At 46.6% G+C, this 20,593-nt stretch carries 36 protein-coding genes; 2 read left to right on the plus strand and 34 right to left on the minus strand.

The window, feature by feature from the left end; all coding sequences use genetic code 11:
* Window position 1: 1 nt before the first annotated feature.
* From mrdA to rpsJ, 34 genes are all read right to left on the minus strand, one after another.
* Window positions 2-1,795 carry a penicillin-binding protein 2 gene (gene mrdA / locus IKN49_07355; protein ID MBR3632850.1) on the minus strand — a complete coding sequence of 598 codons (1,794 nt, stop codon included), beginning with the start codon at window positions 1,793-1,795 and terminating at the stop codon, window positions 2-4.
* A complete protein-coding gene (gene mreD / locus IKN49_07360; GenBank protein ID MBR3632851.1) occupies window positions 1,795-2,286 on the minus strand; it encodes a rod shape-determining protein MreD in 492 nt (163 codons plus the stop codon). Before mreD ends, mrdA begins: the two co-directional genes overlap by 1 nt.
* Window positions 2,286-3,143 (minus strand): rod shape-determining protein MreC, encoded by an 858-nt coding sequence (locus IKN49_07365; protein ID MBR3632852.1) that lies wholly within the window; start codon window positions 3,141-3,143, stop codon window positions 2,286-2,288. Before IKN49_07365 ends, mreD begins: the two co-directional genes overlap by 1 nt.
* 73 nt (window positions 3,144-3,216) lie before the next feature.
* Window positions 3,217-4,260 (minus strand): rod shape-determining protein, encoded by a 1,044-nt coding sequence (locus tag IKN49_07370; protein MBR3632853.1) that lies wholly within the window; start codon window positions 4,258-4,260, stop codon window positions 3,217-3,219.
* A complete protein-coding gene (gene rplQ, locus IKN49_07375; protein MBR3632854.1) occupies window positions 4,261-4,605 on the minus strand; it encodes a 50S ribosomal protein L17 in 345 nt (114 codons plus the stop codon).
* 28 nt (window positions 4,606-4,633) lie between these two features.
* Window positions 4,634-5,641, minus strand: coding sequence for a DNA-directed RNA polymerase subunit alpha (locus IKN49_07380; protein MBR3632855.1), 1,008 nt, complete (start codon window positions 5,639-5,641; stop codon window positions 4,634-4,636).
* Window positions 5,642-5,655: 14 nt separating this feature from the next.
* On the minus strand, window positions 5,656-6,297 hold the full coding sequence (rpsD, locus tag IKN49_07385; protein ID MBR3632856.1) for a 30S ribosomal protein S4: 642 nt from the start codon (window positions 6,295-6,297) through the stop codon (window positions 5,656-5,658).
* A gap of 5 nt (window positions 6,298-6,302) precedes the next feature.
* The gene (gene rpsK, locus IKN49_07390) at window positions 6,303-6,734 is read right to left on the minus strand and encodes a 30S ribosomal protein S11 (protein MBR3632857.1); all 432 of its coding nucleotides are present in this window, start codon (window positions 6,732-6,734) and stop codon (window positions 6,303-6,305) included.
* Between the two features lie 22 nt (window positions 6,735-6,756).
* Window positions 6,757-7,137, minus strand: a complete 381-nt coding sequence (rpsM, locus tag IKN49_07395) for a 30S ribosomal protein S13 (protein MBR3632858.1) — start codon at window positions 7,135-7,137, stop codon at window positions 6,757-6,759.
* 21 nt (window positions 7,138-7,158) lie between these two features.
* A complete protein-coding gene (gene rpmJ, locus IKN49_07400) occupies window positions 7,159-7,272 on the minus strand; it encodes a 50S ribosomal protein L36 (GenBank protein ID MBR3632859.1) in 114 nt (37 codons plus the stop codon).
* Window positions 7,273-7,485 carry a translation initiation factor IF-1 gene (infA, locus tag IKN49_07405; GenBank protein MBR3632860.1) on the minus strand — a complete coding sequence of 71 codons (213 nt, stop codon included), beginning with the start codon at window positions 7,483-7,485 and terminating at the stop codon, window positions 7,273-7,275.
* Window positions 7,486-7,524: 39 nt separating this feature from the next.
* Window positions 7,525-8,277 carry a type I methionyl aminopeptidase gene (map, locus tag IKN49_07410; GenBank protein ID MBR3632861.1) on the minus strand — a complete coding sequence of 251 codons (753 nt, stop codon included), beginning with the start codon at window positions 8,275-8,277 and terminating at the stop codon, window positions 7,525-7,527.
* A gap of 3 nt (window positions 8,278-8,280) precedes the next feature.
* Window positions 8,281-8,916 carry an adenylate kinase gene (locus IKN49_07415; GenBank protein ID MBR3632862.1) on the minus strand — a complete coding sequence of 212 codons (636 nt, stop codon included), beginning with the start codon at window positions 8,914-8,916 and terminating at the stop codon, window positions 8,281-8,283.
* Window positions 8,917-8,994: 78 nt separating this feature from the next.
* Window positions 8,995-10,332 carry a preprotein translocase subunit SecY gene (secY, locus tag IKN49_07420; protein ID MBR3632863.1) on the minus strand — a complete coding sequence of 446 codons (1,338 nt, stop codon included), beginning with the start codon at window positions 10,330-10,332 and terminating at the stop codon, window positions 8,995-8,997.
* A complete protein-coding gene (gene rplO, locus IKN49_07425; protein ID MBR3632864.1) occupies window positions 10,332-10,793 on the minus strand; it encodes a 50S ribosomal protein L15 in 462 nt (153 codons plus the stop codon). Before rplO ends, secY begins: the two co-directional genes overlap by 1 nt.
* Window positions 10,794-10,808: 15 nt before the next feature.
* Window positions 10,809-11,390 carry a 30S ribosomal protein S5 gene (rpsE, locus tag IKN49_07430; protein ID MBR3632865.1) on the minus strand — a complete coding sequence of 194 codons (582 nt, stop codon included), beginning with the start codon at window positions 11,388-11,390 and terminating at the stop codon, window positions 10,809-10,811.
* Between the two features lie 14 nt (window positions 11,391-11,404).
* Complete coding sequence (locus tag IKN49_07435) at window positions 11,405-11,773, minus strand: 50S ribosomal protein L18 (GenBank protein MBR3632866.1); 369 nt, start codon at window positions 11,771-11,773, stop codon at window positions 11,405-11,407.
* Between the two features lie 2 nt (window positions 11,774-11,775).
* Complete coding sequence (rplF, locus tag IKN49_07440) at window positions 11,776-12,327, minus strand: 50S ribosomal protein L6 (protein ID MBR3632867.1); 552 nt, start codon at window positions 12,325-12,327, stop codon at window positions 11,776-11,778.
* A gap of 9 nt (window positions 12,328-12,336) precedes the next feature.
* A complete protein-coding gene (gene rpsH / locus IKN49_07445) occupies window positions 12,337-12,729 on the minus strand; it encodes a 30S ribosomal protein S8 (protein MBR3632868.1) in 393 nt (130 codons plus the stop codon).
* A gap of 69 nt (window positions 12,730-12,798) precedes the next feature.
* A complete protein-coding gene (locus IKN49_07450; protein ID MBR3632869.1) occupies window positions 12,799-12,984 on the minus strand; it encodes a type Z 30S ribosomal protein S14 in 186 nt (61 codons plus the stop codon).
* A 12-nt stretch (window positions 12,985-12,996) separates the two neighbouring features.
* Window positions 12,997-13,587, minus strand: coding sequence for a 50S ribosomal protein L5 (rplE, locus tag IKN49_07455; protein MBR3632870.1), 591 nt, complete (start codon window positions 13,585-13,587; stop codon window positions 12,997-12,999).
* A gap of 14 nt (window positions 13,588-13,601) precedes the next feature.
* A complete protein-coding gene (gene rplX / locus IKN49_07460) occupies window positions 13,602-13,910 on the minus strand; it encodes a 50S ribosomal protein L24 (protein ID MBR3632871.1) in 309 nt (102 codons plus the stop codon).
* A gap of 1 nt (window position 13,911) precedes the next feature.
* Window positions 13,912-14,280: a 50S ribosomal protein L14 gene (rplN, locus tag IKN49_07465; GenBank protein ID MBR3632872.1), complete on the minus strand. Its 369-nt coding sequence runs from the start codon at window positions 14,278-14,280 to the stop codon at window positions 13,912-13,914.
* Between the two features lie 29 nt (window positions 14,281-14,309).
* Window positions 14,310-14,579 (minus strand): 30S ribosomal protein S17, encoded by a 270-nt coding sequence (gene rpsQ / locus IKN49_07470; GenBank protein MBR3632873.1) that lies wholly within the window; start codon window positions 14,577-14,579, stop codon window positions 14,310-14,312.
* Between the two features lie 9 nt (window positions 14,580-14,588).
* Window positions 14,589-14,789, minus strand: coding sequence for a 50S ribosomal protein L29 (gene rpmC / locus IKN49_07475; GenBank protein ID MBR3632874.1), 201 nt, complete (start codon window positions 14,787-14,789; stop codon window positions 14,589-14,591).
* A 1-nt stretch (window position 14,790) separates the two neighbouring features.
* On the minus strand, window positions 14,791-15,201 hold the full coding sequence (rplP, locus tag IKN49_07480) for a 50S ribosomal protein L16 (protein ID MBR3632875.1): 411 nt from the start codon (window positions 15,199-15,201) through the stop codon (window positions 14,791-14,793).
* Window positions 15,202-15,213: 12 nt separating this feature from the next.
* Entirely contained in the window at window positions 15,214-15,942 is a 729-nt protein-coding gene (gene rpsC / locus IKN49_07485; GenBank protein MBR3632876.1) for a 30S ribosomal protein S3, read from the minus strand.
* Window positions 15,943-15,945: 3 nt separating this feature from the next.
* The gene (gene rplV / locus IKN49_07490; GenBank protein ID MBR3632877.1) at window positions 15,946-16,305 is read right to left on the minus strand and encodes a 50S ribosomal protein L22; all 360 of its coding nucleotides are present in this window, start codon (window positions 16,303-16,305) and stop codon (window positions 15,946-15,948) included.
* A gap of 16 nt (window positions 16,306-16,321) precedes the next feature.
* Entirely contained in the window at window positions 16,322-16,606 is a 285-nt protein-coding gene (gene rpsS / locus IKN49_07495) for a 30S ribosomal protein S19 (protein ID MBR3632878.1), read from the minus strand.
* A gap of 2 nt (window positions 16,607-16,608) precedes the next feature.
* Window positions 16,609-17,448 carry a 50S ribosomal protein L2 gene (gene rplB, locus IKN49_07500; GenBank protein MBR3632879.1) on the minus strand — a complete coding sequence of 280 codons (840 nt, stop codon included), beginning with the start codon at window positions 17,446-17,448 and terminating at the stop codon, window positions 16,609-16,611.
* A 20-nt stretch (window positions 17,449-17,468) separates the two neighbouring features.
* The gene (locus IKN49_07505) at window positions 17,469-17,762 is read right to left on the minus strand and encodes a 50S ribosomal protein L23 (protein ID MBR3632880.1); all 294 of its coding nucleotides are present in this window, start codon (window positions 17,760-17,762) and stop codon (window positions 17,469-17,471) included.
* Between the two features lie 2 nt (window positions 17,763-17,764).
* Window positions 17,765-18,394 (minus strand): 50S ribosomal protein L4, encoded by a 630-nt coding sequence (gene rplD, locus IKN49_07510; protein MBR3632881.1) that lies wholly within the window; start codon window positions 18,392-18,394, stop codon window positions 17,765-17,767.
* Window positions 18,395-18,405: 11 nt separating this feature from the next.
* Window positions 18,406-19,197: a 50S ribosomal protein L3 gene (rplC, locus tag IKN49_07515; GenBank protein MBR3632882.1), complete on the minus strand. Its 792-nt coding sequence runs from the start codon at window positions 19,195-19,197 to the stop codon at window positions 18,406-18,408.
* Between the two features lie 18 nt (window positions 19,198-19,215).
* Entirely contained in the window at window positions 19,216-19,560 is a 345-nt protein-coding gene (gene rpsJ / locus IKN49_07520) for a 30S ribosomal protein S10 (GenBank protein ID MBR3632883.1), read from the minus strand.
* Between the two features lie 271 nt (window positions 19,561-19,831).
* Between rpsJ and IKN49_07525 the strand changes: the two genes are divergently transcribed.
* Both IKN49_07525 and IKN49_07530 read left to right on the plus strand, forming a co-directional pair.
* Window positions 19,832-20,368: a hypothetical protein gene (locus IKN49_07525; protein MBR3632884.1), complete on the plus strand. Its 537-nt coding sequence runs from the start codon at window positions 19,832-19,834 to the stop codon at window positions 20,366-20,368.
* A 1-nt stretch (window position 20,369) separates the two neighbouring features.
* Entirely contained in the window at window positions 20,370-20,591 is a 222-nt protein-coding gene (locus IKN49_07530) for a hypothetical protein (GenBank protein MBR3632885.1), read from the plus strand.
* Window positions 20,592-20,593: the final 2 nt, after the last annotated feature.

Raw genomic sequence — 20,593 nt, forward strand, 5'->3', positions numbered from 1 at the left:
ATTAATCTCCTAAAAACTCCTCTACCAACTGTGTGGTCTCTTCCGTACGGAAATAGGCTTCTATCATTTGACGGGCAATAGGGCCTGCCACCGAGGAACCGCTTTTGCCAAACTCCACAAAAACAGCTACCGCTAATTCCGGCTCTTTTCCGGGTCTGCCGGCAAAAGCCAAAAACCAACCGTGGTCCGCGCCGTGCGGATTTTGAGCCGTACCTGTTTTGCCATACACGTCTAATCCCGGAATGTGCACCCGACGGGCTGTACCGTTTTCAACCGTGTTTTTAAGGGCTTTATACACTAAATCCCACGTAGAGGGTTGAATATCCACCTGCCCAATTTGTTCGCTCGTTCCTTGTGCCAGTATTTTTCCGTTATTCGAATCTACTACCCGGTCTAAATAATAGGGTTTCCACACCTTGCCGCGGCTGGCAAGCGCGGCCGCATATTGTGCCATCTTAATGGGCGTTACCAACAGTTCCCCTTGACCGATAGATAGATTTAAGGTATCCCCTATAAACCAATACGAACGGTTACGCGCGCGACGAGTCGGACCATACAAATTACCGGATTTTTCCCCGGGCAAATCAATTCCCGTAGGCTGCCCAAACTGAAACATTCGTTGCACTTTTTCAATCGCGGCCGGACCTATTTGCGCAGCCAAAGTATAAAAATAAACATCGCAGGAACCGGCCATTCCACCAAAAAAGTCCACCGGGCCGTGCGTACTCCAACACTTAAACACGCGTGAACCGGCATCATAATGGCCCGGGCAATAAATAATCTTGTGCGGGTCAAAATCCCCTTTTTCAATCGCGGCAATGGCGGTAATTACCTTAAAAGTGGAAGCGGGCGGATAGATACCTTGTACGGCCAAATTATACTCGCTGATTTTTCTGGATTTTGTCTCTCCTTCATCAGAATAAGGAACAAATAGGGCCGGATCGAAAGCCGGAGCTGTCGCTAAAGCCAAGATAGCACCGCTTCGCGGATCGATTGCCACCGCGGCACCTCGCCCCGTCGGAGAGTTTTTTAATCCGATTTCAGCCGCGCGTTGCACATCGTAATTTAATGTTAAATAGACATCCGCCCCACTACGCCATTTCCGGTCTTCAATCACTCTTTTAACACGTCCTCTATAATCAACTTCTAAGTACACTCCCCCGTCTAGACCTTTCATTTCTTTCTCAAATTTTTTCTCTAATCCGTTCTTACCTATTTTAGCATTGAGGCGATAATCTAAAGATAAATCACGGTTCTTCCATTCCTGCCCCTCCATACTACCCAAGTACCCTACCAAGTGGCTGGCCACCGAACCGTACGGATAAGCCCGTTTGTTTCCCTCAATCAAATAAATACCGGGATAGTACAATTGTAATTCTTTTAGGGCGATGGCACTTTTGGGCGATAAATTTTCTGCCAAAGCAACGGCTTTTCCGCTGCGAATGGCTTGTTGTAATTTATCGGACACCGCTTCTTGTTCAACTCCTAAACGCGGGGCCAAATCTTTCGCTAGTTGCTCTAGGTAGTCCGTTTCTTTGGGGCCGGACCCCAAGTAGTATAAATTAAAACTGGGGGCATTGGCTGCAATCGCCTTACCGTCGGCGGTAAAAATCTGTCCGCGAGGAGCCGTCTGGTACAGAATTTGCGTACGGTTTCGTTCCGCCAGTTGCAAATAACGATTATGCCTGAGTAACTGAATATCTATCAAACGTAACGCAATCACTCCCCCCGCCAGCAAGGCCAGCGTGAGCAGGATACGTAAACGATTGTTGAATATAAGTTTTGTTACCGGCATTAGTAATTTTTCGTTCTTATCGGAAAGGTGCGGCGCACCGCCCAAAAAATAGCCGGAGCTATCAAGGCTGTTAAGATAATTGCACTCACAAACGGCCACCAACCATTCCAAGTAGAAAGACCTACAAAAAATTTGAGTAGTACTCCGTTAAACACAGCAGCCAACAAACCCAACACGAAAGCAGATACCACTTGCGGCACCACTGCTTCCAAATCTACTCTCTTCTCCAAACTATACACTGCCACTGCACACCACATAAACACAAAAGCGTTATGACCAAATAATTTCACTCCGAAAAAATCTAAAAACAGGCCGCAAATAAATGCCGTCGGATATCCATATTCCGGTTTCAAACACGCGCACACTGCCATCACAAAAACCAGCATGACATTGACGCTAATGCCCCATGCTCCCAACAAGGCCAAACAGCCCCAATGCAAGATGGTGGCCGCCCAAAAAAGTAGCATTAATTTAAGAATTGTTTTGAGCATTAATTCTCCCCCAAAGAAGGCACCAAGATAAATAATTCACGAATTACTCGTCCTTCTGCCGCAGGCTCTACACGTGCGCTTACGGAAGAGGATGTATTTTCCTTTCTTTCTACCACATGCACTTTACCTACCAAAATTCCTGCGGGAAAAATACTGCTAGAGGCGGAAGTATATACCAGTTCCCCTTCTTGTACTTTAGAGAGCAAGGGTAAGTAACTCAGTTTTAACTCCGCAGGCCCCGCTCCGCTTAGTAACGCCTCTTCTTGAGAAGGCGAGATATAAACCGCCGCTGAAAAATCTTCATCCCGCACCAATAACACTTTTGCTGTGTGTTCATTTGATTCCAACACCACTCCGGCCAACACCGGCTGGCCTTCCTGATACACAATAGCTGCCGCGCGCGGCAAAATCCCCTCCTCACGCCCTTTATCAATTACCACACTATTCCACTGGCTGGGCTCCCGATATGCGGTTTTAGCCCAAATTCCTTTCCAAGAGTGGGGCGCACGTAATTGCAAGGCACCGCTCAAGCGCTGATTTTCTTGCATAGCCTCGCGCGCCTGCGCATTTTCAAGTTGCATGCGGCTCAACTGCTCTTTAAGCTCAATATTTTCTTGATGGGTATTTAGTAATTCGTGTACACTACCCCACACTGAAGCAGCATATTCCACGCTTTCATGTGAGGCACGTATTTGCGGAATAAATATGTAAGACAAAATCATTTTTACCGATGCAATAGGGCCTTCTAAAGGCAACAACATAAGTAATAAAGACAACAAAATCCCTACCGCAGGTAATACTCTGCGGGAACGCACCGTAACTACACTTTTTTTCGCGGAACGTTTTGCCTGTTTCATAGGTTTATTTTCATAAAAAAGCGGACAAAGTTCCTAAACATTAGAACCCTGTCCGCTTTTGTTGATATCAAACTTAATAAGATTTGTTTCTGTTGTTAAAGAAACGCGAACCTTTCTCGTTTAACTGTTCCAAGAAGCGGCCGGTACCTAACGCTACACAACTCAAAGGATCTGCCGCACGATGTACAGGAATATCAGTTTCTTTGCGGATCAAATCCGTAATACCGCGCAGCAAACTACCACCACCTGCCACTACTAAGCCTCTGTCCACTAGGTCAGCTGCTAATTCCGGCGGGGTTTCTTCCAAAGTAGTCTTAATAATGTCTATAATGGAACGAACCGGCTCCATCAAGGCTTGACGGATTTCCTCTGAAGTGACGGTTAAAGTACGCGGCAAACCTTGCGTCTGGTCGCGTCCTTTCACTGCCATAGATTTTTCTTCTTTGAGCGGATAAACAGAGCCTAAGTTTATTTTCACTTCTTCGGCTGTCGTTTCTCCGATAATCAAATTGTATTTTTTACGGAAGTATTGCACGATGCATTCCGTCAGTTCGTCGCCGGCCACATCAATAGATTTAGCCACCACCATGCCGCCTAAAGAAATAACGGCTACTTCCGTAGTACCGCCGCCGATATCCACAATCATGCTGGCATGCGGTTCCGCAATGGGCAAATCCGCTCCCATCGCAGAGGCCATAGGCTCTTCAATTAAGTAGACTTCCCGCGCACCGGCTTGGCGGGCTGCGTCATCCACAGCCCGTCTTTCTACGCCGGTAATATCAGAGGGAATGCCAATTACAATCCGGGGCCGCAATAAACTGCTGCGGCTATGTACTTTGCGGATAAAGTAGCGAATCATTTCTTGCGTCACTTCAAAATCAGCAATGACGCCGTTTTTCAAGGGACGCACAGCAATAATGTTCGCGGGCGTACGGCCCAACATCTGCTTGGCTTTCGCTCCTACCGCTTTTACTTCACCGGTTTCTCTTTCTACAGCCACTACAGACGGTTCCCGCAACACGATGCCTTTGTCCTTAACATAAATCAGACAGTTGGCTGTGCCGAGGTCCATCCCCAGGTCTGAAGAAAATAAACCGCCCAGATAGTCTAGCACCATTTAGTCCACCAATTTAATAATGGCCACTTGTGCGTTGTCGCCTTGGCGAACACCCGCACGATAAATGCGGGTAAATCCACCCGCGCGGTTTTGATAACGAGCCGCCAACACATCAAACAATTTCTTGTAGGCGTCTTTATCTTTCAATGTATCTTTGACGGCTAAGTGATTGTTGGCTTTAGCCAAAGTAATCAAGCCTTCTACCACGCGGCGCACTTCTTTAGCTTTAGGCAACGTGGTTTTGACTTCTTCGTGCAAGATAATGCTGGTAGCCATATTTTTAAGCATCGCATTCTTGTGAGAAGAAGTTTTGCCGAGTTTACGGTATCCGGTATTTTTAATCATCTTTACAATCCTTTAAATGGGTCGTACCCTAAATTTTCATACCCAGTGTCAAATTCATTTCACTGAGTCTTTCTTTAATTTCGTCCATTGATTTAGCACCGAAATTCTTAATCATCTTCAAGTCGTCTTCGGTCATTTTGACCAAATCACGTACCGTGTTGACGTTTTCGGATTTCAAGCAATTAATAGAGCGAGAAGAAAGCTCAATAAATTCGATTGACTGGTTTAACGTGTCTTCCAATTTGGAATTGACGGGAGTGGCCCCGCTGACACTGCCGGTCATAGAAATCGGTTCCGTTTGCATATCAGCAGCCGTGCTGACAGCCACGGTGCCCGGTTCTTCACCTTCAATGGTGAAAATATGCAAGGAGCCAGAGAGCAATACCGCGGCGCGGTGCAAAGCACGGGCCGGCTCTAAGGTACCGTCAGTGGTGATTTCCAAGATCAAGCGGTCATAGTCGGTTTTCTGTCCGACGCGGGCCGGTTCTACATCGTAGTGCACTTTCACAATCGGAGAGAACAGCGCATCTACAGGAATAAAACCAGCAGGGCGTTGGATTTTGGCCAAATCTTCTGCAGGAACGTATCCCTTACCGCGGGAAATTTCAATTTCCATTTCCAAGCTTCCGCCTACTTCCAAGGTGGCCAGTTGTAAGTCTTTGTTAATAATGCTTACGCCGTCCACTTCTTCAATATCGGCAGCGGTTACCGGGCCGGCTTTAGTAGCAGACAAGGTAACATATTCGCGGTTTTTGTGGTCCATCTTAATGCGCAATTGTTTCAAATTGAGCAAGATGTTGATAACGTCTTCCCGCACGTTAGGCAGCGTGGTAAATTCGTGAATGGCCCCGCTGATGCGTACGGCTGTAACAGCTGCTCCTTCCATACCGGAAAGTAAAATCCGGCGCAAGGAATTTCCTACTGTATGGCCATAGCCGCTTTCGTAGGGCTCGGCGGTAAACTTACCGTAGCGGTCCGAAGCTGTTTTTTCATCCAATTGAATTTTCTGGGGAAGAACTAATTCATTAAAAGCCATCTCATCCTCCACGCTTATTTAGAGTAGTATTCTACAATGAGCTGTTCATTGACGGGATAGGACATTTCTGCCCGATCCGGCCAGCGCAGCAATTTGCCGGTCAATTTTTCGGCGTCATATTCCAAGAAGCTGGGGCGTTGATTGCGTTTTTCAGTTTCCAACAACCCTTGCTTAATCATGGCATTTTCAGCCAAAGCGGAATTCAAAACCACTTTGTCGCCCGGTTTTACTTGGAAAGAAGGCACATTGACGGCTTTCCCGTTAACGGTTACAGCACCATGCAATACCAATTGGCGAGCTGTTTTGAGTGACACAGCAAAACCAATGCGGCGCACGATGTTGTCCAAGCGGGTTTCTAGCAAACGCAAGAAATTTTCACCGGTTTGTCCTTGCAATTTAGCCGCTTTATCAAACATGTTGCGGAACGGAATTTCCGACATGCCGGATTGGAAGCGTGCTTTCTGTTTTTCTTGCAAGCGCACACCATACTCGGATAATTTAGCGCGGCGTACTTTGCCGGCAGCTTTCCCACCGCGCAATTTGGCGGAAGCCAATTTATCGATGACGCAGTTGGTATAGCATTTGGTTCCTTTGAGGAACAATTTGCAATCTAATTTTCTGCATTTTTTGCAGCTAGCTTCAGTATTTCTAGACATAAATCTTATACTCTCCGTGCTTTAGGGGGTCTGCATCCGTTATGCGGGATGGGGGTTACATCTTTAATGGAAGAAACTGTCAGTCCGGCTTGTTGTACAGCACGAACTGCCGTTTCACGTCCTTGACCCGGGCCGCATACTTTTACGGCCACTTCGCGCATTCCTAATGCAACGGCTTTTTCAGCGGCTTTATTGCAGGTAATCTGAGCAGCAAACGGCGTGCTCTTTTTGGTACCCTTAAAACCGTGAGAACCGGCGGTAGACCAAGCGATGGTGTTACCTTTATCGTCAGACACCGTTACAATGGTGTTGTTAAACGAACAGTAAATATGCACCACACCGAAGGCCGGCGCTTTGGCATTTTTCTTTTTGCCTTTTGCAGCTGCGGGGGCTTTTGTTTCCGCAGCAGTGGTTTGAGTTTCTTTTTCTTCTGCCATAATTTAAATCCTAAAAATTAATTTATTTTGCAGCAGCCTTGGAACCGACAGTTTTGCGGCGTCCGCGGCGGGTGCGGCTGTTGGTTTTGGTACGTTGACCACGCACGGGCAGATTTCTGCGGTGGCGTTGGCCTCTGTACGAACCAATCTCAATAAAGCGGTGAATATTTTGTGCCACTTCACGGCGCAATTCACCTTCCACCTTATATTCTTTCTGTAAGATGGTGTTCAAAAGACCGGCCTGTTGTTCGGTGAGGTCTTTGACGCGGGTAGCGGGGTCAATTTGGCCATCCAATTTAGCAAGCACTTCTTTGGCGTTTTTCTTGCCGATGCCGTAAATATATTCCAACGCTACATCAATTCTTTTATTTTTCGGTAAATCAATACCTGCGACTCTAGCCATATTCTATGAATACTCCTTAAATTAACCTTGGCGCTGTTTGTGTTTAGCAACTTCACACACCACACGCACGACGCCATTGCGTTTAATGATTTTGCATTTTTGGCATATCTTTTTTACACTAGCTCTGACTTTCATTTATTTCTCCCTATAAGTTATTCTGCCTTTGGTTAAATCATACGGGGACAATTCTAATTTCACTTTGTCTCCGGGCAAAATTCTTATATGATGCACTCTCATTTTCCCGGATATGTGTCCTAGAATAATTTTGCCGCCCGGGATTTCAATTTTAAACATCGCGTTTGGCAAGGATTCTAAGACTTTGCCTTCAACTTCTATTTTATCGCTCATACATCTCCGGTTTGGGTTAAATTTCAGAATAAACTAAGTTTATTCAAAAGCAGTAAAAATTTCACTGCCGTGAGCTGTGACTGCTACCGTATGTTCAAAGTGGGCCGCATAACTGCCGTCCCGCGTGACCACCGTCCAACCGTCACTAAGCTGCCTGACTCTCCATGTTCCCGCTGTAAGCATTGGTTCAATGGCAAGTACCATGCCTGCCTGTAAAACAGGACCGGTGCCCGGTTTTCCGAAATTCGGAATAGAAGGCTCCTCATGCATCGTACGGCCAATGCCGTGGCCGCAATAATCGCGTACCACGCCCATGCCCTGTTGCTCGGCATAAGTCTCCACCGCGTGTCCGATATCTCCTAGCCGGATACCCGGTTTGACTAGCCCGATGGCTTTATAAAGTGACTTTTTTGTCACATCCATCAATCGTTGGGCTTCCTCAGAAACTTTGCCGACGCCGAGGGTGATCGCGGCATCCGAACAGAAACCGTCAAGCTTGGCTCCTGTATCGATACTGATAATATCACCACTCTTTAATATTCTACCTTTTTTGGGGATTCCGTGCACGACTTCTTCATTAATGGACGCACAAATACTTCCCGGAAATCCACCATAGCCCAAAAAAAGCGGCACCGCTCCGAAGGAACGGATCGTTTTTTCGGCTATTTCGTCCAAATCGAGTGTTGACACTCCCGGCTTAACCGCTTGTGTCATTTTTTCAAGCACGGCCGCAGTTACTTTTCCTGCGTTGCGCATTAATTGCAATTCGTGCTCATTTTTAACTTCTATCATAATCTATGCCTTCAATACCGCTAACAAATCAGCCAAAACTTGATCCGGGGTTTGATCCCCTTTGACAGCCACAAACCGGCCCGCTTTTTTATAAAAATCCATCACCGGTTCCGTTTGTTTATGATATACAGACAAACGGTGGGCAATACTTTGCGGCATATCGTCTTTGCGCGTAAACACTTCCCCGCCTTGTGCGGCACAATCTTCCAATGAAAAATTAGGACCAATTTGTTTTGTTTCACCGCTGGGCAACTTGCATTGTTTACGGGCAGATAAGCGGGCTACTACCACTTCATCCGGCAAAGCGATTTCAATTACTTTGCCCAGTTTGCGTCCCAACTCTGCCAACATTTTGTCCAACATCTCTGCTTGTACTACCGTGCGGGGAAAACCGTCAAAAATAATATCCCCTTTGGCAGTTGAAACAACTTGCTTCAAAATGGACAGCATCAACTCATCAGAAATTAAATCCCCTTTGCTGATGATAGCCGAAACCTTTTTCCCCAATTCACTACCGGACGCAATTTCTTTACGCAACACATCACCTGTAGAAATATGCGTGTAGTGCAATGTTTGTTCTAAACGTTCGGCCTGTGTACCTTTTCCGGCACCTGGAGCACCCATCAGTACAATATCCATTTTGTTTCCTCTTAAGACGGCTTTTGCGTTTAAACCCCTAAGAGCTTAAACGCAAAAGTTCAAATTATTGCCGTGAGCTTATTGGCCCACATTAAACCAACGGCCTTTAATTTTCTTACTGCCTTTGAGCAGCGGCTCGTAATTGCGGGCCAGCAAGTGTGCTTGAATTTGGCTGACCGTATCCAATGCAACACCGACCACAATCAGTAACGCCGTACCACCGAAATAGAAATCCACGTTAAATTCTGCGCGGAAGAAATCCGGTAATACTGCGATCAGACATACCGCAATTGCACCACAGAACGTCAAGCGGTTCATCACCCACTCAATATAATTCTTGGTAGGTTCTCCCGGACGAATTCCCGGAATAAAACCGCCCCATTTCTTCATATTATCGGCCAAATCAGCCGGATTAATGGTCATGGAGTTGTAGAAATAGCAGAAGAAAATAATGAGCGCAGAGAACAGTACCATATACCATATACTGTTATGGCTCATAAATTCTAACAACCGTTGTGCCCACGCGGCATCACGGTTAAAGCTGGCTATTGTCAACGGCAAGGAAATAACAGAGGAGGCAAAGATTACCGCGATTACGCCGCTCTGATCAATCTTGAGCGGTAAATAACTGGTTTGCCCACCATACATTTTATTGCCGACTTGACGCTTGGCATATTGCACCGGAATTTGGCGTTGAGCTGTTTCCAACCATACAACCAGTCCGGTAATTACAATCGCCGCACCAAAAATAACCATGGCCATAAAGAAATCCATTTCATCGGCTTGTACGCGGCTGATGACTTCCATAATGGCACTGGGCAAGCGGTCCATGATACCCGCAAAAATGATCAATGAGATACCGTTTCCGACGCCCTTTTCCGTAATTTGTTCACCCAGCCACATCACAAACATCGTACCGGCACACAAGGTCAGTACAGTCGTAATGAAAAAGAAAACGGACGGGTTAACTACGGCAGACACCCCGCCGGCTCCTTCTACCTTGGTGATGGCGAAGGTCATCATAGCGCCTTGCATCGCCGCCAAAAACAGCGTGAATATTCGGGTAATTTGGTTTTCTTTCCGCCGACCGGCTTCGCCTTCTTTATGCATACGGTCCAGCGCAGGGAAAATATGAGCACCGCGCACCAAGCTGATAATAATGGATGCGTTGATGTAAGGCATAATGCCGAGGGCTAAAATGGAGAATTTTCCCAGCGCACCGCCGGAAAAAATATTCATAAAGCCCAAAATACCGTTTTCATGCGCGGCAAATAATTGGCGCAAGACATCGGTATTGATCCCCGGTATGGGGATGGCGGCCGCTAAACGGAAAACGGCCAACGCCCCGAGCACGAAGAGAAGTCTCTTCTTGAGCTCGGGAGCGTTAAAAATATTCGCCACTGTATTGTTTTCCATTATTTGGTCTTCTTTTCAAGTACAGTTACGTTTCCGCCGGCTTTTTCAATAGCGGCTTTGGCCGTTTTAGAAAAACCGTGAGCGGATACTTTCAGAGCTTTGGACAGTTCGCCCATGCCCAAGATTTTCACGCTGGTTTGGTCATGAATGGCACCGGCTTTTTTCAAAGCTTCCGGCGTTACTTCCGCACCGGCTTTGAACAATTTTTCCAAAGTACCTACATTGACATAGTCAAACCGACGAGCAAAATCTTTGTTAGAAAAACCGCTTTTCGGGGTTTGGCGCACGAGCGGCATTTGACCGCCGGCTTTACTTTCTTTGCGGGTATTACCGGAACGAGAAGTTTGACCTTTCATTCCTTTACCGCAATAATTACCAAGACCCGAGGCAGCACCTAACCCCAAGCGTTTGCGGGGTTTGCGGGATCCGTGTTTAGGGAAAAGTTTATTTAAGGTTACCATAGTGTTTCCTCCAAACTAATTGGCCGCCGCTTCTGCTGCAGGGGCTTCTTCTACAGCGGCTTGAGCCGTTTTATCGGCTTTGCCGCGGATGGCGTTGACTGTTTCTTTATTTTTGAGCATTTTCAACGCTTCTAACGTTGCATAGACCAAGTTGCAAGGGTTATTGCTTCCCAAGCTGCGGGCCAAGACGTCTTTGATACCAGCGGCTTCAAACACCAAACGCACACCGGCACCGGCGATTACACCGGTTCCCGGAGCGGCAGGTTTCATCCACACAGAGGCAGCACCGAAACGGCCGATAACTTCGTGCGGAATCGTATCCCCTACGACAGGGAAAGTAACCATGTGTTTGCGGGCATGGGTTTCAGCTTTGCCAATGGCTAACTGAACTTGGTTAGCTTTACCGATGGCGACACCCACTTTTCCTTCTCCGTTGCCCACTACAACTAAGGCGCGGAAACCAAAGCGTTTACCACCTTTTACCACTTTAGCCGTGCGGGCCACGTGAATAACGGTGGTTTTCCCTTCGGATGCGGGTTTCACCTTTTGAAACTCGGCTTTTTTGCCTTTCGCTTCTTTTTTCATTTCGTTGGTCATTAAATTCACCTTACTTAGAATTTGAGTCCTGCTTCGCGCGCAGCATCAGCCAAGGCTTTGATTCTGCCGTGATATACGCGGCCGCCGCGGTCGAACATGACTTCGGTAATACCTTTTTCCAAAGCCTTTTTAGCAATCACAGCACCTAAGGCTTTGGCAGCTTCTACGCTTTTACCGGAAGTTTCAAACTTACCTTCCAATTCTTTAGACAAAGTCGTTGCAGACACTAAAGTGCTGTGCGTATTGTCGTCAATGATTTGGGCGTAGATATATTTTAAGCTTCTGTAGACAGACAAGCGCGGGCGATGTGCACCGGCTGCCGCGAGCAGGTGTTTGCGGCTTCTGTCTTTTCTGAATTGATATCTTTCTTGTTTAGTAGCCATAATTATTTGCCTCCTGCCGCGGTCTTACCAGCTTTGCGAGCAATATGTTCGCCTTGATATTTGATACCGCTGCCTTTGTACGGCTCTGGCGGGCGGATGCGGCGGATTTTGGCGGCAAAATCACCTACTTCAAATTTATTGCTGCCTTTAATTTCCAACAGGTTGCTCTTGGGGTCAGCCACGACGGTTAATCCGGCCGGCACTTCCATCACCACCGGATGAGAAAAACCGAGTTCCAAAGTCAGCTTTTTGCCGGCTACGGAAGCACGATAACCCAAACCGTTGATTTCCAAGTTTTTGCTAAAACCGTTGGTGACACCTTCTACGATATTAAACACGTTGGCGCGAGTAGTACCGTGAATGGCGTTTAATTCTTTGGCACGTTTTTCGTCGATAGACAAGGTCAAAGTTCCGTTATCCAATTTGATTTGGACATCGGCCGGAACGGTATAGGACAAGGTGCCTAATTTGCCCGTTGCGGTAATGATTTGGCCTTTGACATCTACTTTAGTACCGGCGGGAACATTGATTACTTTTTTACCAATTCTGCTCATATTCCCTCCTTACCAAACTTGGCACAAGAGTTCGCCACCGATTTTGTCAGCTTTGGCTTGTGCGTCGGTCATGATACCTTTGGACGTAGATAAAATCGTGATACCAAAAGAACCACGGACTTTGGGGATATTATTGTACGCGCTGTACACCCGTTGGCCCGGTTTGGAAACGCGGCGCAACCCTTGGATGACACATTCGTTTTCCGGCGTATATTTCAAAAATACGCGGACCACGCCACCCTTGGTTTCGTTATGCACGGCTTTGAAGTTGGCAATATAACCTTCTTCTTTCAAGATGCGCGCAATTTCCGTTTTAATTTTAGAAAAAGGGATATCCACTTTTTCTTTTTTCTTCATATTTGCGTTTCTGATTCTGGTCAAGAAATCTGCAATTGGATCCATATATTCAGGCGGCACTGTAAATTACTTTCCTGTTCGGAGTTAACTTCCAGCAGCTGCCTCCTCCTGTGTTTACCAGCTCGATTTTTTCAGACCCGGGATCAAACCCTGGTGTGCCATTTTTCTCAGGCAGATACGGCAAAGACCGAAATCGCGGTAATACCCGCGGGAACGACCGCAGATTTGGCACCGGTTATGGTAGCGTACTGCGAACTTTTGGTCCTTGGCCATTTTTGCAACCCATGCTTTCGTAGCCATATATTCTGCTCCTTATTTGGCCGACTTTTTAAACGGCATACCCATATATTGCATCAGCAAGTTGCCGTCTTGGTCGTTCTTGGCGCTGGTAACAAACGTAATGTTCATACCATAGGCTTTGGGCGATTTTTCCACATCAATTTCAGGGAAAATATAATGTTCTTTAATGCCCAAGTTCAAATTGCCGCGGCCGTCAAAAGACGGATTAAAACCCTGAAAGTCGCGAATGCGCGGGCAGGCAATATTGATGAAGCGTTCCATAAATTCATACATGCGAGCCCCACGCAGGGTAACACGTACGCCGATAGGCATACCTTCACGCAGTTTGAAGTTGGAAATAGATTTTTTAGCGCGGCGCACTTGGCTGGCTTGACCGGCAATAGCCGTCAAATCATCCTTAGCGATATCAAGCGCTTTAATATCTTCTCTGGCTTCTTTTACACCGATATTGATGACAATCTTTTCCAATTTAGGCGCGGCCATCGGGCTTTTAACACCCATGTCTTTCAGCAAGGCCGGCAGTACTTTCTCTTTGTAGAGTTTCTGCAGGGTCGGCTGATAGTCGGACGCGGTCTTGGTTGTTTTTTTCGTTTCTTTAGTCATGTTATGTACCTAGATTAAATAAGCGTCTCGTTGCATTTGCGGCAGACACGCACTTTTTCGCCGTTGTCCAAAATTTTGATTTTGGGGGTCATGGCTTTTTTGCATTTGCCACAAACGACGGCGACATTGGAAGCATCTAACGGCGCTTCCATCTTTTGAATGCCGCCCTGTTTGTTTTGAGAAGGTTTCACGTGTTTGGAAATCATATTGATACCCACTACCGTCACCGTATTTTTAGACGGATTGACGGATTTCACTTCACCTTTCTTACCTTTGTCTTTGCCCGCAATAACGAGCACGGTATCTTTTTTCTTGATTTGCATATTAGACTACCTCCGGTGCCAGCGAGATGATTTTCAAGAAGTTCTTTTCGCGAAGTTCTCTCGCAATCGGCCCGAACACACGTGTACCTTTGGGTTCGCCATTGTCGTTAATGATGCAAACAGCGTTGTCATCAAAACGAATATAGGAACCGTCTTTGCGTCTTTTTTCACGGGCTACGCGCACTACTACGGCACGTACCACGTCGCCTTTCTTAATGGCGGAAGTAGGGATCGCATCCCGAACGGAGCACATCACGACGTCTCCCAGAGTTGCGATATCCCGATGGTGGCCGCCGCGCACCTTAAAGCATTGCACTTTGCGGGCGCCGGAATTGTCAGCCACGTTGACGATGCTTCTAATTTGAATCATACATTAACTCCGTATTTTGCTAACAAATACTAGGCCTGGGCTTTTTCCACAATTTTGGAAATACGCCACTTGGTCGTTTTCGAGAGCGGACGGCAGCTCATGATTTCCACTTTGTCGCCGATTTTGGTTTCATTGGCTTCATCGTGAGCATGATATTTGGTCGCTCTTTTCAAAGTTTTGCTATACAGACCGTGACGAACTAAGCGTTCCACTTTGACGACGCGGGTCTTGTTCATCTTGTCTGATACCACTTCACCGGTGAGTACCTTTCTCAAACCGCGGGTTTCATTCTTTTCCATATAAACCTCTTATTTCTCTTCTTTCTGGTTAATCAGCGTTTGCAGAAGAGCAATCTCGCGTCTGACCGCCCGGATTTCTAACGGGTTAGAAAGCGGGGTGGTGCTATGTTTGAAAAGAAGGTTAAATTTCTTTTCTTGCGCCTTGGCCAACGCTTCTTTGAGCTCGGCCACGGTTTTATTTTTCAAAGCTTCTTTTTCTTTGGTCTTCATACTATCTTCTCGCTACCAATTTGGTCTTAATCGGGAGCTTGTCAGAAGCCAGGCGCATAGCACGTTGTGTATCTTCCAACGTAGCACCTTCCAATTCAAACAAGATGGTTCCCGGTTTTACGACGGCCACCCAATGGTCCGGAGCACCTTTACCTTTACCCATACGGGTTTCGGCAGGGTGTTTGGTGATGGCCTTATCGGGGAAAACGCGAATCCAGAGTTTACCTTTTTTCTTGATAAAACGGGACAGCGTAATACGGGCCGCTTCAATTTGACGCGCGGTAATCCATTTCGGTTCCAAGGCCTTTAAGCCGAATTCACCGAATACCACGGTAGCACCGCGGGTTGCGTTACCCTTAATGCGGGGCGCGCTATGCGGTTTGCGATATTTTACTCTTTTAGGCATCAACATAAGTAAATTCCTCTATTTGGTCTCCACCGCGGCTTCTACGACGCCGGCGTCAACATTTCCCTCTAACATATCACGATGTTGTTTTTTGAGTTCGTTCATGATTTCTTTGGGAGATTTGGCAAAATGCGTCCGTTTGAAAATCCAAACTTTGATGCCGATTTTGCCGCTGACGGTTTGCGCTTCGGTGAAACCATAGTCAATGTCCGCACACAAGGTGTGTAAAGGCACGCGGCCTTCACGTTTCCATTCCGTGCGAGCAATTTCCGCGCCGCCTAAACGGCCAGACACCATGATTTTAATACCCAAGGCTTTACCTTGCAAGGCTTTTTCAATAGCCTTTTTCATGGCTGCTCCATAGTGAGCGCGTTTTTCAAGTTGTTGGGCGATATTTTGAGCCACTAATTGCGCATCCGTTTCCGGATTTTTGATTTCGATAACATTGACGAAAGTTTTGCTTCCGGTCAAGGTTTCGATTTCTTTGCGCAAGGCTTCAATATCGGCACCTTTTTTACCGATGACCACACCCGGGCGAGCGGTATGAATGTTCAGGCGCAAGAAAGCACCGGCACGTTCAATACCTACATAGCTGATGGCGGCCATTTTAAATTTGTCGTCCACGATCTTGCGAATCTGGAAATCTTCCATGATCAAGGCCGGCATATTCTTGGGGGCGAACCAGCGGGAACGCCAATCTTGAATATAACCCAGTCTAATAGATCGCGGGTGAATTTTGTGTCCCATAGTTTAGCGACCTCCCTTTTTTTCGTCGGAAACAATGACCGTTAAGTGGCACATGCTCTTTTTATACGGCATGGCGCGGCCTTGCGGGCCCGGTTGAATCCGTTTCAAGTGGCCGCTGGGGCCCAAGTTTGCAAATGCTTCTTTAATGAAGATTTTGCTGAAGTCCAGCTTTTTACCAGCTTTGACTTCTAAGTTCGCGGCAGCACTGTGAATCGTTTTGGCTACTAAATCAGCGGTGCGTTTGGCGATAAACGGAAGTACATCTTCCGCCGCCTTGACGTTTTTACCGCGGATTTGGTCCAATACCAGGTTCACCTTGCGGCTGCCGTAGCGTTGAAATTTAGCTTTTGCACAAGCTTCCATATCCAATCCTCAACTCTTATTTCAAGGCGGTGGAGTCTTTGGTCATACCACCATGGCCTTTGAACAAACGGGTGAAAGAGAATTCACCGAGTTTATAACCTACCATTCTCTCAGAGATGTAGATGGGCAGGAATTTCCGTCCGTTGTGTACCAAAAATGTATGGCCCACAAATTCCGGAATAATCGTGCAAGCTCTCGCCCACGTTTTGATAGGTTTCTTTTCGTTGGAAGCATTCATTTTTTGAACCTTTTCCAACAGGTTTAAATCCACATAAGGACCTTTTTTAGTTGATCTTCCCATAGTTATTTAACCTTGTTTTTGCGTCTATCGCTGACGATCATCCAGCCCCACACTTTCTTGGTAGAGCGGGTCTTTAAGCCGCGGGCCGGTTGGTTCCACGGAGAGCGAGGGATGTTACCACCCTTACCATGACCACGTCCACCACCCATCGGGTGATCTACTGCGTTCATGGCGCTACCGCGTACCGTCGGTTTGACACCGATATGGCGTTTGCGGCCGGCATTACCGAAGACCACGTTAGCGTGATCCACGTTGCCCACTTGACCGATGGTCGCGCAGCAAGAGCTGGGGACCAGGCGAATTTCGCCAGACGGCATTTTGATGTGAGCATAGTCCGATTCTTTAGCCATTAATTGGCCTTGGGAACCGGCACTGCGCGCTAGTTGTGCGCCTTTGCCGACTTTTAATTCAATGGCGTGGATAAAAGTACCTTCCGGAATATTTTTGAGTGCAAGGCAGTTACCCACTTTAATATCCGCTTGAGGACCGCTCATCAAAGTATCACCCACTTTTACTCCAATCGGGTGCAAGATGTAGCGTTTATCGCCGTCGGCATATTTCAAGAGACAGATACGAGCGCTGCGGTTCGGGTCGTATTCAATAGAAACGACCGTGGCCGGCACGCCGTGTTTTTCTCTCTTAAAATCGATTTGTCTGTATGCGCGTTTATGACCGCCGCCGATATGGCGTACCATGATCATACCAGTGTTATTGCGTCCGCCGGTTTTGCGCAGACCTTTGGTTAATCTCTTTTCCGGAGTCGTTTTGGTGATGTCGGAGAAATCAGACACCGTAATCGTTCTGCGGGAAGGAGTATAAGGTCTAAATGATTTAATAGGCATAGTTAGTAGTTCTCCTTATTCTACTTCGCAGTGGCTTCTACCACTTCGATTTTATCGCCTTCTTTCAACGTTACAAAGGCTTTTTTGTAGTCCGGTCTTTTTCCTTCAAACCGGCCCATGCGGTGCATTTTGCCACGCACGGCAATGGTGTTAATCTTAACGACAGTAACGTTGAAGATTTTTTCTACGGCTGTTTTAATTTCGCCTTTGGAAGCATCTTTCGCTACCACAAAACCGTAGCGGTTATTGTTGTCGCGTTCCACAAGGCTTTTCTCTGTCAAAAGAGGTTTCTTTAAAATGCTGTAGGTTCTCATACTTATTTGGCCTCCTTCACAAACGTTTTAGCCAAGGTATCCACAGCTTCTTTGGTCAAGATGACTTTGCTGCTGTTGAGTACGGCATAAGCGTTGGTGTCTTTCGGCGCCAATTGCGTTAGTCCCGCAATGTTGCGGCTGGCTAAACGGGTCGTGTTGTCTAAATCAGCAAGCACGAGCGGTTTGCGGCCGGCAGCAATTACATGGAGCATATCGGCAAATGCTTTGGTTTTGGCTTCTTTGAAAGTTAAATTGTCGAGGACAACGATATTGCCTTCGGCAAATTTAGCAGACAAAGATTGCGCCACCGCAGCGCGGCGTTTGGCGACGGGAAGGTCCTGACGGAAAGAATGCGGGGTCGGCCCAAAAGCCACACCACCATGGCGGAATTGCGGGGCACGCAAGCTACCTTGACGGGCGCGGCCGGTGCCTTTCTGTTTCCACGGTTTCTTACCGGTGCCGGACACTTCAGAGCGGGTTTTTACATCCGCTGTACCACTTCTTTGGTTAGCCAAGAAAGCGGTGATGACTTCGTGAAGGAAGGTCGGGTTCGCCTTGACACCGAATAAGCTATCGGGCAAGTTAATAGAACCCTGTTCTTTACCTTTAATATCTAAAACTTTCGTTTCCATGGTCAAAGTCCTTACTTCTTGTTAGCAGCCTTAGAAGCAGAGATTTTCTGCACAATCGGGGCTACTACATGTTTTCTATTCTTGGAAGTTTCCAAAACAGACACAATGCTGCCTTTGGCACCCGGTACGGAGCCTTTTAAGAACAGCAAATTGTTTTCATTGTCCACTTTGATAACTTCAATTTTAGCGACGGTGTGGGTGGTGGTACCATAGTGGCCAGCCATGCGTTGACCGGAAAGTACTTTACCCAAAGAGCGGCGAGAGGCTAAACCGCCTGGTGCACGCGCTCTGTCAGATTGACCGTGCGTAGCAGGTTGACCGGCAAAGCCGTGGCGTTTCATACCGCCGGCAAAGCCGTGGCCTTTAATGCTACCCTGCACGTCAACATAGTCGCCGGGTCTAAAAATTTTTTCGAGTGAAATGACTTGACCGATTTCAAAACCGTTAACGTCAGCCACGCGATGTTCTTTGAGGTGGCGGACCGGAGTCGTGTTGGCTTTTTTGAAATAGCCGAGTTCGGGCTTATTTAATTTGCTTTCTTTCACTTCGCCAAAACCGATACAGACAGCATTGTAGCCGTCTTTTTCTTGGGTTCTGACACGCACAACCTTGCAGGGGCCTGCCTTTACTACAGACACACCATGCAGATTGCCTTTTTCATCAAAGAGCTGGGTCATGCCCACTTTTTCGCCGATTACAAAACGTAACGTAGCCGGAGCTTCTTTGACAGTTTCTGCTTTGGCCGCTTCAGCAACGGGAGTTGCCTCTTGGGCACCAGCAGCATTTTTGTTTTCTTCTGCCATACTTATTTGTTTCCTTTATTAGTTGCTTTTAATAGCCACATCTACACCAGCGGGCAAATCCAGTTTCATGAGTTCGTCCACAGTTTTAGAGGTGGGGCTTTTCAAGTCAATCAGCCGTTTGTGAATACGCATCTCAAACTGCTCACGGGATTTCTTGTCGGTATGCGGAGAACGAAGTACGGTGTACTTCTTAATACGCACCGGCAACAAAACCGGACCGGCGACAATGGCGCCAGTTTTCTGCGCAGTTTCAACGATGCGGGCAACACTGTTGTCTAGCATGCGGTGATCATAGGAGCGCAGTTTGATGCGAATTCTTTCTTGGCTGAGAATTTTCGCTTTCTTTTCAGTTTTTTCTGCCATTTTAGTTTCCTTAAGATTACTCTTTTCTAAAAAAAATTTATCGGCAGAAAACCCCACACTGCCTCCGTTTTCCCGACGGAACAGTTAGGAATTTTTTGCCTTTTTCCTACTTCAGTACTATAACATTGTACCAAATTAGGGGCTATTTGCGCTATGTTTTTTAGTGCGTTCACCATGGCACATAAAACACAGCTTAAATTCGCTTGTTTATATTGTATAATAATTGAGGTTTGTTGTAAAGATATTTATATATTGTATTAAAGGATTTTTTATGACTAATAAATACGGACTAACGATTGTAAAAGATTATCCCATTAAGGGAGTTAATTTTATTGATATTAACGGCCTGCTGGCTACGCCGCACTATTTTACAGCAGTAATTGAAAAATTTTGCGAAACGATCAAACAATCTTTGCCGGCCGAACAATTAAAGCAAGCCGCTATTATCACGCCCGAATCTCGCGGGTTTGTATTTAGCGCGCCGGTGGCGGACCGTTTAAAACTGCCCCTATTGCTAATCCGCAAAAACGGCAAAATTCCCAACAATCCCTATTCCTTCCGTATTACCAATGAATATTCCACCTATAATATGGAAATGGATGGCGATTTGTTGGAAAAGCACAATCATTTTATTTACATTGATGATATTTTGGCTACGGGGCAAACCTTGGCTTCCGTGCGTAATGCCATTGGCAAAAAAGGCAAAGAAGTGGTGCTAGCGGTACACTTAACAGCCGTGACAGATTTGAAACCCATGCGCGATGAAAACATTGACTTGAAAGGCCTCCCCACTAAGGAGATTATTTAATATGTTAAACAAAAAAGGAATGTCTTTTTTAGGGATGCTGATTGCGCTGGCCTTAATTATGACCGTGATGGTTTTTATGATTAAAACCTATCAAAAAAACTTAACAGTCATGACCGGGAACCAATCCCCCAGCCAATCTGTCCAAGACATAATCAATGCAAAAAAGAACATTGAAAAAGCCGCCGCCCAACGAACAGAATTAGATAGCAAATTATATAAGTAGGC

Source organism: Elusimicrobiaceae bacterium (assembly GCA_017528825.1).
GTDB lineage: Bacteria > Elusimicrobiota > Elusimicrobia > Elusimicrobiales > Elusimicrobiaceae > Avelusimicrobium.